The sequence below is a fragment of the Rubellimicrobium mesophilum DSM 19309 genome (assembly GCF_000600335.2).
In the GTDB taxonomy this organism is placed as follows: domain Bacteria; phylum Pseudomonadota; class Alphaproteobacteria; order Rhodobacterales; family Rhodobacteraceae; genus Rubellimicrobium; species Rubellimicrobium mesophilum.
The window spans coordinates 93,034-104,235 of sequence record NZ_KK088553.1 but is presented as its reverse complement, the minus strand read 5'-3'; the positions used below and the strand labels follow the sequence as shown (position 1 = coordinate 104,235).

10 protein-coding genes are annotated in these 11,202 nt (G+C 73.3%); 6 read left to right on the top strand and 4 right to left on the bottom strand.

Annotated features, from left to right (window positions below):
* Both RUMESO_RS03405 and RUMESO_RS03400 read right to left on the bottom strand, forming a co-directional pair.
* Positions 1-548: PRC-barrel domain-containing protein (locus tag RUMESO_RS03405; RefSeq protein WP_037278080.1), on the bottom strand; the 548-nt coding region annotated here is incomplete at its 3' end.
* Between the two features lie 140 nt (positions 549-688).
* A complete protein-coding gene (locus tag RUMESO_RS03400; protein WP_051520970.1) occupies positions 689-1,492 on the bottom strand; it encodes an SDR family oxidoreductase in 804 nt (267 codons plus the stop codon).
* A gap of 160 nt (positions 1,493-1,652) precedes the next feature.
* Between RUMESO_RS03400 and treZ the strand changes: the two genes are divergently transcribed.
* The 6 genes from treZ (at position 1,653) to glgX (ending at position 9,010) form a co-directional block, all read left to right on the top strand.
* Positions 1,653-3,440, top strand: coding sequence for a malto-oligosyltrehalose trehalohydrolase (gene treZ, locus RUMESO_RS03395; RefSeq protein WP_245639123.1), 1,788 nt, complete (start codon positions 1,653-1,655; stop codon positions 3,438-3,440).
* A complete protein-coding gene (locus RUMESO_RS23820; protein ID WP_082483322.1) occupies positions 3,437-4,348 on the top strand; it encodes an alpha-amylase family glycosyl hydrolase in 912 nt (303 codons plus the stop codon). Before treZ ends, RUMESO_RS23820 begins: the two co-directional genes overlap by 4 nt.
* The gene (locus RUMESO_RS24885) at positions 4,231-5,292 is read left to right on the top strand and encodes a malto-oligosyltrehalose synthase (RefSeq protein WP_051520969.1); all 1,062 of its coding nucleotides are present in this window, start codon (positions 4,231-4,233) and stop codon (positions 5,290-5,292) included. The genes RUMESO_RS23820 and RUMESO_RS24885 overlap by 118 nt, the downstream gene beginning before the upstream one ends.
* Positions 5,289-5,696 carry a DUF3459 domain-containing protein gene (locus RUMESO_RS03385; RefSeq protein ID WP_156362645.1) on the top strand — a complete coding sequence of 136 codons (408 nt, stop codon included), beginning with the start codon at positions 5,289-5,291 and terminating at the stop codon, positions 5,694-5,696. The genes RUMESO_RS24885 and RUMESO_RS03385 overlap by 4 nt, the downstream gene beginning before the upstream one ends.
* A gap of 116 nt (positions 5,697-5,812) precedes the next feature.
* Complete coding sequence (locus tag RUMESO_RS03380; RefSeq protein ID WP_051520968.1) at positions 5,813-6,901, top strand: sugar phosphate nucleotidyltransferase; 1,089 nt, start codon at positions 5,813-5,815, stop codon at positions 6,899-6,901.
* Complete coding sequence (gene glgX, locus RUMESO_RS03375) at positions 6,902-9,010, top strand: glycogen debranching protein GlgX (RefSeq protein ID WP_037278078.1); 2,109 nt, start codon at positions 6,902-6,904, stop codon at positions 9,008-9,010.
* Here the strand turns inward: glgX and RUMESO_RS25615 are convergent.
* Complete coding sequence (locus tag RUMESO_RS25615; RefSeq protein ID WP_051520967.1) at positions 8,947-9,495, bottom strand: HAD-IIIA family hydrolase; 549 nt, start codon at positions 9,493-9,495, stop codon at positions 8,947-8,949. The two genes, glgX and RUMESO_RS25615, sit on opposite strands and share 64 nt — an antisense overlap.
* Positions 9,492-11,180, bottom strand: coding sequence for a hypothetical protein (locus RUMESO_RS25610; protein ID WP_037278077.1), 1,689 nt, complete (start codon positions 11,178-11,180; stop codon positions 9,492-9,494). Before RUMESO_RS25610 ends, RUMESO_RS25615 begins: the two co-directional genes overlap by 4 nt.
* Positions 11,181-11,202 lie beyond the last annotated feature (22 nt).

Here is an 11,202-nt window from a genome sequence, read left to right as displayed (position 1 = left end):
GCCCCCGCCGCGGCGCCCGCCGCAGCCCCGGCGGCCGCGCCCGCGGCGGCCACGTCCGAGGCGCCCTCGTCGATCGCCTGGTCGGTCTGCTGGGCGGCCTGCTCGGCCGTCATCTCGCCCTGCTGGCCGGCGTTGTAGTCGGGGGCGTTCTCAAGCTGGTCGCGGGTGGCGTTGATGACGAGGAAGTAGTCGTCCGCGTTGTCCGCCGTCTCCGAGTCCGACAGGAACTGGAGCGCGTCCATCGACACCGCCACCGTGCGCTCGCCGATGCCGAGGAAGCCCCCGATGTCCACGAGAACGGCCTGCACCTGGCCGTCACGGTTGAAGACGACGTCGTTCACCTCGCCCACGTCGTTCCAGCCTTCCTGGACGCCCTGGAATTCCTGGCCCTCGGGGGCGGTCTCGGTGGCGTAGAGGCGCATTCCCATGAAGTCGGAGGCGCGGATGTCCAGGGCCTCGGGGGCTTCGCGGAAGATGGACTGGTCCTGCGCCAGGGCCGGGACGGCCATGGCTCCCATGAGGGCAGTGGACAGCAGCAGCTTTTTCACGAGCGTTCTCCCAATGTGGCAATGATGATCCGGCTCGGAGAGCCTGGGCGCGCTAGTCGCGCTCGGCCCCCCAACGCCGAAGCGCACCGCCGGTTCCGCCGGCCTTCGGGGCCCGCGCCCGGGCGCCATTCGGCGCCCCTTCAGCTCGCCACCGGCATCCCGCCGTTGACGTGGATCGTCTGTCCCGTGACGTAGGTTGCGTCGTCCGAGGCGAGGAACAGGTAGGCGGGGGCCAGCTCATGGGCCTGCGCGGGCCGGCCCAGCGGCACGTCCTTCCCGAAGCTCCTGATCTTCTCCTCGTCCATGGTCTCCTTGATGAAGGGCGTCCAGACCGGCCCCGGCGCCACCGCGTTCACCCGGATCCCCTTGGGCGCGAGCTGCGCGGCCAGCGAGCGCAGCAGCGCGAGCTCCGCCCCCTTTCCCATGGCATAATCCACGAGCTGCTCGTTCCCCTTGTAGGCCACCACGGACACGGTGCCGACGATGCAGCTCCCCGCCCGCATGGAGGGCAGCGCCGCCTGGATGGTCCAGAGATAGCCCAGCGCGTTCACGAGGAGCGTGTCCCGCGCCTGCTCGGGCGAGACGTCCAGAACGTCCTCCTGCACGATCTGCATGGAGGCGTTGCAGACCAGGATGTCGAGGCTCCCGCCCAGCCTCTCGATGGCCTCGCGGGTGGCGCGGGTGTTCTCCCCGTGGACGCCGGCGTCCATGCCGACCGACACGCCCTCGACCCCGAACTCGCGCATCCGGCGCAGCGTCTCCTCGGCATCCTGGGGGTCCGAGTAGTAGGAGATCGCGACCCGCGCGCCCTCTCGCGCGAAGAGCAGGGCCGTCGCGCGCCCGATCCCCGAGGAGGCGCCGGTCACGAAGGCGGTCTTGCCCCTGAGCTTGCCGCATCCGGGGCCTCGGGGGGCTTCGTCGAAGGGATCGTCGGGGTCGGGCATGGGCACGCTCTCCGTGTGGGGACTGGCCGGGCTCGGAGGAACGATGCGCCCCTGCCACCGGGTCCCGGAACTTCGCCGCGCGGATGTTGTTCCAAGAGGGCGAACGGTTCGGGGGAACCGTCCGGGAGGCGGCAACCGCTTCCATCGAAAGGAGAGGGACATGCTCGACGCTGGGACCGCCAACGCGCGGCGGATGACGGCCGCTCGGCCCTATGCGCTCCACCACCCCAAGGCCTGGGGCGCCGAGCCGCTGGGGCAGGGGCGCTGGCGCTTCGCCCTCTGGGCGCCGCAGGCCGGGACCGTGGATCTCGACCTGGGCGGCGCGAGGCAGCCGATGGCGAGGGACGCGGAGGGCTTCTGGCGCGCGACGGCCGAGGCCCGGGCCGATGCGCCCTACGCCTTCGTGGTGGACGGGCAGGCCACGCCCGACCCCCTCGCGCGGGCGCAGATGGGCACGGACGTCATGGGGCCCTCGCGTCTCCTCGACCCGCGCCGCCACGCCTGGACCTCCGAATGGCGCGGCCGCCCCTGGGAGGAGGCGGTGCTCTACGAGCTCCACGTCGGGACCTTCACCCCCGAGGGCACCTGGGAGGCCGCCACCCGCCGTCTCCCCGGCCTCGCCGCGCTCGGGATCACCGCGCTCGAGCTCATGCCCGTCCCGCACGGGCCGGGGATGCGCGGCTGGGGCTACGACGGCGCGCTCCTCCTCGCGCCGCATCCGGCCTACGGCAGCCCGGAGGACATGAAGCGCTTCGTGGAGGAGGCGCAGCGGCATGGGATCATGGTTCTCCTCGACCTCGTCATGAACCACTTCGCGCCGCAGGATTCGGACATGCACCGCATCGCGCCCGGCTTCTTCGATCCCGAGCAATCGAGCCCCTGGGGCGCCGCCATCGACTTCGGCCAGCCCGCCGTGCGGCGGTTCTTCCTCGACCTCTGCCTCGGCTGGATCACCGAGTACCGCCTCGACGGCCTCCGCTTCGACGCCGTCCACGAGATCCGGGACCCCGACTCGCCGGTGCACTTCATGGAGGAACTGGGACACGAGGTTCGCGCCCGCGACTTCGGCCGCCCGATCCACCTCGTCAACGAGGACGCCCGCAACGCGCCGACGCTGATCCGGGACGGCGCCTCGACCGCGCAGTGGGCCGACGACTTCCACCATTCCATGCACCCCCTCCTGACCGGCGAGGGCGGCGGCTACATGGCCGAATACGCCGAGAACCCCGTTGAGAAGCTCCGCCATGTCCTGGGCGAGGGCTTCGCCAAGCCTGGGGACGAGGCGCCCGAGCCCGAGGAGGGCCTGCCGGTCTTCGGCCTGCCCTGGACGGCCTTCGTCTGCCACAACCAGAACCACGACCAGATCGGCAACCGCCCGGACGGCGCGCGCCTCATCAACCTCGTCAGGGACGAGAGGGGCCTGGAGGTCGCCCATGCGCTCCTCCTGACCTCGCCCTTCGTCCCGATGCTCTGGATGGGCGAGGAGGAGGGCGAGCGCGGCCCGTTCCACTACTTCTGCGACGTGGACGAGGAACTGGCCGAGGCCATCCGCGAGGGCCGCAAGGAGCAGTTCGGCAAGATGTTCGGCTCCGACGACTTCCCCGACCCGAACGACCGCCGGACCATGGAGGAGTCGCGCCCCTTCACCGACTCGGGCAGCGAGCACGCCCGCCACTGGCGCGACCTCACCCGGCGGCTCCTGGCGCTCCGGCACGAAAGGATCGTCCCGCTCCTCAAGTCCGGCCGCGCCGGGCCCGCGCGGATCGAGCGACGTGGCCCCGCCGCGCTCTCGGCCACCTGGCCCTTCCACGACGGCTTCGTCGTCGCCCACGCCAACCTGGGCACGCCGCCCGACGAGCCGCCGACCAGGACCGAGCCCCACGACATCGCGCTTGGCGACATCGCCCGCGATCCCTACGCCTTCGCCCTGCTCGTGAGCCGCCCATGACCCTTCCCCGCGCCACCTACCGCCTGCAGCTCCGCGAGGGGATGACCTTCGCCAAGGCCCGGGAGCGCCTGGGCCCCCTCAAGGCGCTGGGGATCACCCATCTCTACCTCTCCCCGATCTTCACCGCCGCCACCGGATCGAGCCACGGCTACGACGTGACCGACCCCACCGAGGTCGAGCCTTGCCTCGGCGGCCGCGAGGGCTTCGAGGCGCTGTCCCGGGCCGCGCAGGACCATGGGCTCGGCATCGTCATCGACATCGTCCCGAACCACACGGCCTTCTCGCTCGACAACCCCTGGCTCCGCGACGTGCTCCGCCACGGCGAGCGAAGCCGCTGGGCGCGCCACTTCGACATCGACTGGGGCGCGGGGCGGCTGGTGCTCCCCTTCCTTCCCGAGCCCTTCGAGGCCATGCTGGAGGCGGGCCGCATCGAGGCCAGAGAGGGCGAGGACGGCCCGATCCTCTGCGCCGGCGACCTCGAGATCCCGCTCACCCCGCACCCGCTCACCGACGAGGAGCGGGCGGGCGAGCCCGGGGCGCTGAGGGACCTCCATGCGCGCCAGGCTTGGCGGCTCGCCCATTGGGAGCTGGAGCGCGACGGCGTCACCCACCGGCGCTTCTTCAACGTGACCGGCCTGATCGGGATGCGGGTCGAGGACGAGCAGGTCTTCGAGGACACCCACGCCCTGATCCTCGACCTCGTGCGCGGGGGTTGGATCCAGGGCCTGCGGGTGGATCATGTGGACGGCCTGGCGGACCCGGCGAATATCTGGGGCGGCTCCGCGCGGCGGTGGGCGACCTCCCCATCTGGGTCGAGAAGATCCTCGTGGGCGAGGAGCGCCTGCCGACATGGCCGGTCGAGGGCACCACCGGCTACGAGGCCTGCGCGGCCATCGCCCGCGTCCTGACCGACCCGGAGGGCCTTCGGCGCATCGACGCCCTGTGGCGCGAGGAGACCGGCGAGGAGCGCGACTGGCCCGAGGTGCTGGCCGAGGCCAAGGCCCAGGTGATCCGCCAGGACCTCGCGGCCGAGCTGGCGCAGCTCAAGAACCTCGCGCTGGCCGCCGTGCAGGCCTCGGGCGAGATCGAGGCCGGCGAGGAGGCCATCCGCGAGGCGGTGCTCGCGCTCCTCGTCGAGATCCCGCGCTATCGCACCTACCTCGAATCCGACGACCCCGAACGCCGGGCGGAGGACGCCCGCCTCCTCGACGAGGCCGCCGACCGCGCGGCCGAGGGGCTCGTCAGCGACATGGCGCTCCGCTTCGTCGCCCGCGCCATCCGCGACGGCGACACAGAGGAGGCGCGGCGTCTGCGCACCCGCTTCCAGCAGGTCACCGGCGCGCTCATGGCCAAGTCGCAGGAGGACACGGCCTTCTACCGCTTCACCCGCTGCCTCGCCCATTGCGAGGTGGGCGGCGAGCCCGGCGACCCCGTTTGGACGCCCGCCCGCTTCGGCGAGTGGCTCTCCGAGCGGACGGGGCGCGACCTGACGCTGACCTCCTCCCACGACACCAAGCGGGCCGAGGACGCGCGGATGCGGCTCGTCGCCATGACGCATCTCCCCGACGCCTTCGCCCATGTCTGGCAGGCGTCGAAGGCGGTGGACGGCGCCCCGAAGGTGGACCCTCGCATCCGCTGGTACGCCGTCCAGAGCCTCCTCGCCCTCTGGGAGGACGGCCGCCAGGATCTGGAGGACCGCCTCGCCGGCCACCTAGAGAAGGCGCTGCGCGAGGCGCGCGAGGTCACCAACTGGACCCACCCGCGCGAGGAGGCCGAGGCGCGGCCCGAGGACTTCGCCCGCGCGCTCGCGCGAGAATGGGGCAGGGGCCTCCCCGACGGCGCCCCGAGATGATCGCCCGCGCGGACGAGCTGTCCCTTGCGCAGCTCGCCCTCAAGGGCCTGATGCCGGGCATCCCCGACTTCTACCAGGGCGCCGAGGGGCCGCTCCACCACCTGACCGACCCCGACAACCGTCTCGCGGTGGACTGGGACCGGCTCGGCTGCCCGGAATCGTCTCCCGGGCCCGGCGGCTTCGCGCGACGCAAGGACGCGCTCACCCGCCGCCTCCTCGCGCTGCGGGCCGAGCACCCGGACCTCTTCGCGGCGGGGTCGCTAGCCGTCGAGGGCGCCGACGGCTCCTGGCGGCTCCTGCGGGAGGGTCCCGAGGGGCGGCTGTCCCTGACGCTGGCCTGGGGCCTGGGCGAGCCGGTCGCGCTCGAGTGGTCGCCGGCGGGAGCGGCGCAGGCGGCGGAGTGAGTCGCCCGCCCCGAGGCCCGCGCGCCACGACGTGACGGGTCCCGCGCGGAACCGGTGGAACCCGCCGTCCCCGGCGATGTTGACCCCGGTCTCCCCTGCCTCCTCGGAGCTTCCGCTTGGCCCGACCCGACGTGCCCAACCTGTCGCGAACCCTGGCCGTCCTCCTGGCCGGCGGAGAGGGCACGCGCCTCCACGAGCTCGGCGCCCTGGAGGCGAAGCCCGCGCTGCCCTTCGCCGGGCGTCGCCTCGTGGACTTCGCCGTCGCCTCCGCCGTGGCGGCGGGCGTCACGCGGATGGCCGTGGCGCTCCAGCATCGCCCCGCGACCCTGGATCGCCACCTGCCCGGGCAATGGGGCCGGGACATCGAGCTCCTCCTGCGCGACGGGCCCCGGCTGGGCGGCTTCGCCGGCACGGCCGAGGCGCTGGCCCGCTGCCTGGAGACCTGCGGCGGCCCACCCCCGCGCGAGGTGCTGGTCCTGCCGGCCGACCAGGCGCAGGCCCTCGACCTCCGGGCGCTGATCGCCGCCCACCGCGAGTCCGGCGCCCCCGTCACCCTGGCCGAGCCGCCCTTCACGGGCTCCAGCGAGATTCTGGGGCCCTGCGTCTTCGAGGCCGGCTTCCTGGCCGAGGCGCTCCGCCGCGACGCCGAGGACGAGGCCTCCACGCGCGACCTCTGGAACGACCTCCTGCCCCTCGCGGCCGGACGGGGCGACATCGCGACCTGGCAGGTGCCCGAGGGGACCTACTGGCGCGACATCGACACGCTGGACGCCTTCCGCGACGCCTCGCTCGACTTCACGAGAGGGGCGCCGCCCTGCCCCCTGCCCCCGGCCGAGAGAGCGGGCCCGATCGACGAGGACCGCCAGGCCATCGCTATCGCCGCCGGGGGCCTGACCTTGACGGCGCCGCGCTTCGGCGCGAGGACCCCCGGGCGCTGGACTCTTCTGGAGGACACCATCATCATGCCCGGCGCCCGCGTGGCGTCCGGCGCCCGCCTGTCGCGCGCCATCGTGGCGCCCGGCGCGATCGTCCCCGCCGGCCTCGTGGTCGGCGACGACCCCGCCGAGGACGCCCGCTGGTTCCGCGTGACCTCCGGCGGCACCACGCTCATCACCGCGCCCATGCTGGCCGCCCGCGCGGCGGAACGGATGCGCGCCCAATTCGGAGGCCGGCTCGCCGGACTCGCCACACCAGGACACCAATAGATGCTGAAACGACCCTCGCCCGATCTCTCCTTCGACCGGGAGTCGGCGCATGCCGACGCATTGGGCGCCGAGTTCGACGGGCAAGGCACGAACTTCGCCCTTTTCTCCGAGAACGCCACCCGCGTGGAACTCTGCCTCTTCGACGACGCGGGCAGGACCGAGACGCACCGGCTCGACCTTCCCGCCATGGAGGGCGGCATCTGGCACGGCTTCCTCCCCGGCATCGGCCCGGGCCAGGTCTACGGCTACCGCGTCCACGGCCCCTACGACCCCGCGAACGGGCACCGCTTCAACCCGAACAAGCTGCTCCTCGACCCCTATGCCCGCGAGCTCCGGGGCGAGATCGCCTGGGACAACGCGCTCCATGGCTACGTGGTCGAGACCGGCGACGACGACACGCCCGACCCCCGCGACTCGGCGCCCTTCATGCCCAAGGGCGTCGTCGTGGACCCGGACTTCGACTGGGAGGCGGACAGCGCCCTGCACACCCGCTGGCAGGACAGCCTGATCTACGAGGCCCATGTCCGCGGCCTGACCATGGCCCATCCCAAGGTGCCCAAGGCGGACCGCGGCACCTTCCAGGGGCTCGCCTCGCGCCCCGTCATCGACCACCTCGAGGCGCTGGGCGTCACCGCCATCGAGCTCCTGCCGGTCCACGCCTTCGCCAACGACCGCTTCCTCCAGGAGAAGGGCCTGTCGAACTACTGGGGCTACAACACGCTCTCGTTCTTCGCGCCCCACGCCCGCTACCTGAAGTCGGGCCATATCCGCGAGGTGAAGGAGGCCGTGCGCCGCTTCCATGCGGCGGGCATCGAGGTGATCCTGGACGTGGTCTACAACCACACCTGCGAGGGCAACGAGAAGGGCACGACCCTCTCCTTCCGGGGCATCGACAACGCCAGCTACTACCTCCTGTCGCCCGAGTCCCGGCGCCACGGCTTCGACACCACGGGGACGGGGAACACGCTCAACGTGGCCCACCCGATGGTGCTGCGGATGGTGCTCGACTCCCTGCGCTACTGGGTGCAGGTCATGCACGTCGACGGCTTCCGCTTCGACCTCGCCTCCACCCTCGGCCGCGAGGCCACGGGCTTCGAGCGCGAGGGCGCCTTCTTCGCCGCCATGCGCCAGGACCCGATCCTGAACCGCGTGAAGCTCATCGCCGAGCCCTGGGACGTGGGCGAGGGCGGCTACCAGGTCGGCGGCTTCCCCTGGCCCTTCCGCGAATGGAACGACAAGTTCCGCGACGACACCCGAGGCTTCTGGCGCAAGGACGCGGGCAAGATCCCGGCCATGTCCGAGCGCCTGCTGGGCAGCCCCGTGCAGTTCCGCCACTCGCAGCGCCCGGCGACCTCCTCGGTCAACTTCGTGGCGGCGCATGACGGCTTCACGCTCTGGGATACGGTGAGCTTCAACGACAAGCACAACGAGGCGAACGGCGAGGGCAACCGCGACGGCCACGGCAACAACCTGTCCGACAACATGGGCGTGGAGGGACCCTCGGACGATCCTCGCGTGGTCGAATCGCGCGAGCGGCGGGCGCGCGCCATGCTCGCCACCCTGCTCCTGAGCCAGGGCGTCCCGATGATGCTGGCCGGCGACGAGATGGGCCAGTCGCAGGACGGCAACAACAACGCCTACGCCCAGGACAACGAGATCGCCTGGATCGACTGGTCCGCCCCGCGCGAGGGGCTCCTCTCGGCGGTGCGCGACCTCGCCGCCTTCCGCAGGGAGGCGCGCCTCGCGCGGCTGCGCTTCGCCTCGGCGCCCGGCGAGGGGGTGGGCGACGGCCCGATCGCGCGCTGGCTCCACCCGGAGGGGCGCGAGATGACGGAAGGCGACTGGAAGGACGCCGGGCTCCGCCTCTTCGGCGCGGACCTGGCGCTCCCGGGCGGGCCGCGCCTGCTGATCCTGCTGAACGCCGGCGACGCGGCCGAATTCGCCCTGCCCGAAGGCCTCTGGCGTCTTCGCATCGACACCGCGCGGGAGGGCGTGGCCTGCGACGAGCCGGCCGAGCCCAGCACGTCGGTGGACTGGCAGAGCGTTCAGGTCTTCTGGTGCGAGGAGGCGCCAGGGGACGACATGGCCGAGGGCGCGAGCCCTCTCTGAGCCAGCAGGTCCCGCACGTCGAGGAAGGCCACGCCCGCCCGCCGCGCGGCCTCCCGGTCCACCTCGGCGTCACCCACGAACAAGGCGGCGCCGGGGGGCACGCCATAGAACGCCATCGCCTCGCGCAGCAGCCCCGGCTCGGGCTTCCGGCAGGCGCAGCCCGCGTCCATCGCATGGGCGCAGAAGCGCACCGCGCCCTCGGGCGGCCGGTAGCCCGTCGCCACCTCTGCAGCGTCCATCAGGAGCCTGCGGGCCATCGCCTCCGTGAGGTGCCCGTAGAAGACGTGGTCCTGGTTCGACGCCAGGCCCATCCTGAGCCCGCCCTCACCCCAGCGCAGCCCGGCCAGCGCCTCGCGGATGCCGGGCAGCGGCTCCCACTCCCCGGGCCCGTGCGGGCAGGGCTTCCCCGGCACCGTGACCCGCCGCAGCGTGCCGTCGGCGTCGAAGATCACGACGCGGATGTGCGGCGGGAACGGCGAGGTCACGCCGCCTCCCGCTCCAGCGCACCTCGCAGGAGCGCCGCGTAGCGGTCCCGGGCGCGCCCCATGCGAAGGCCGTCGTCGCTCCCGCCCAGGGTCTCGGCCGCGAGCGTCGTGTAGCCCAGCCGCCAGGCGAGGTAGGCCACCTCGTAGAAGGGCAGCACCTCGCGGGCGCCTCCGTCTCCGCTGCGGGCCCGGAACCCGGCCAGGAGCCGCTCCCGCGCCTCCGCCCCCATGCCGAACTCCACCACCGCCCCGGCGAGGTCCCAGGCGATGTCCTGCGCCCCCGGCCAGAAGTGGTCGTCGTGATGGTCGATCCCGTCGCACTTCAGGACGCCGGCCCCGGTCCGCAGCCACTCGTAGGGCAGCATACGCCCGTCCCCGGCGAGGGCGGGTCGGGCGAGCACCGGCCCCCGCAGCCCCTCCATCCAGCCGGTCCGGCCGGCCGCCGCCGGCCCGAGCCCCTCGGCCACGTTGAGGCGCGTCATGGCGAGGAGGTCGTCGAAGCGCGCCGGCCCCGATGCGGGCCCGGCGGCCAGTTGCGCGAGGTATCCCGTCATCGCCCCGAGGAGCTCCGCGTCGAGCGCCTCGGCCGGGCGCCCGTCCTCGAAGCGATGGGCCAGGAACCCGTTCGCCAGTCCCACGACCTCCGGCGCGAGACCCGCCTCCGCCTGCGCCTCGGCCCGCACGAGCGCCCGCGCCCCCCGCGCCCCAAGCCCGGCGAACTTGAGGAGCAGCGGTCCGTCGTCCCGCTCCACGAGATACTTCCGACGCTCGTGCTGGGGCTGCACCGCAGGAAACCGTCCCGGCGAGCACAGCCGCTCCCGCCATAGACCCCCCGACAGGTCGCGCGTGGATCCGCCGCCCCAGGGCGCCGCCAGCCGGCCGCCGTCGATGAAGGTCTCCTCGAACCCCGCCGTCCAACGGCCCAGGCGCGGCCAGAGCGCCCGCGCCCTCTCGGACCGCAGGCCCGCCCCGTCCGAATCCCAGCTCGGGAACAGCGCGATCCGGTGCTCCGGGACGCCCGCCCGGATGGCCGCCTCCGCCGCGCAGGCGAAGGAGGAGCCGCTGATGCCCGGCCCCTCGTCCACGACCAGGACGTGCCCGGCCGCACCTTCCTCCAGCGCGGCCAAGAGGCGCGGCCCAAGATGCAGCTCCCGCTCGAAGGGATGCCCGCGCGGACGCACCGTGAGGCTTCGCACCGGCACTCCCCCGGCCTCCAGCTCCGCCGCGACGACGGCCGAGAGCGTGGTGCCGATGCTGCGGAGGCCGACCACCGTGGCCCGCTCGGGCCTGGCGGCGCGCAGGAAGCGCCGCGCGGCCTCGGCATAGGTCTCGGGATAGAGCGCGTAGAACGCGAAGCCCTCGGGTTCCGTGACGCTCGCGAGGCCGGGCAGGGGCCCCCGCTCCACGTCCTCGATGCCCCGCAGGGCCGAGTCGAGCCGCGCCTCCGCCCCGGCGTGCCCGCGCGCGGCATGGGCCAGGTCCAGCGTGACGGCCCGGAGCGCCCGCGCCAGAGGCGGCTCGTCGTCCTCCCCGGGCGAGAGCGCGTCCACGAGGGCCGCCTCCAGCACCCCGGCCTCGATCAGCATCGCGACAGGGTCCGGTGCCGCATCGGACAACCGCCGCCGCAGGGAGGCGAGGAGCCCGCGCGGGTCCTCGCTCCGCTTGCGGTCGGAATAGACGATCATGCCCGGCGCGGGCGCGCGGGGC

Coding starts and splice junctions, on each gene's coding strand:
- RUMESO_RS03400 (WP_051520970.1), bottom strand. CDS start 1,492: ATGCCCGACCCCGACGATCCCTTCGACGAAGCCCCCCGAGGCCCCGGA.
- treZ (WP_245639123.1), top strand. CDS start 1,653: ATGCTCGACGCTGGGACCGCCAACGCGCGGCGGATGACGGCCGCTCGG.
- RUMESO_RS23820 (WP_082483322.1), top strand. CDS start 3,437: ATGACCCTTCCCCGCGCCACCTACCGCCTGCAGCTCCGCGAGGGGATG.
- RUMESO_RS03385 (WP_156362645.1), top strand. CDS start 5,289: ATGATCGCCCGCGCGGACGAGCTGTCCCTTGCGCAGCTCGCCCTCAAG.
- glgX (WP_037278078.1), top strand. CDS start 6,902: ATGCTGAAACGACCCTCGCCCGATCTCTCCTTCGACCGGGAGTCGGCG.
- RUMESO_RS25610 (WP_037278077.1), bottom strand. CDS start 11,180: ATGATCGTCTATTCCGACCGCAAGCGGAGCGAGGACCCGCGCGGGCTC.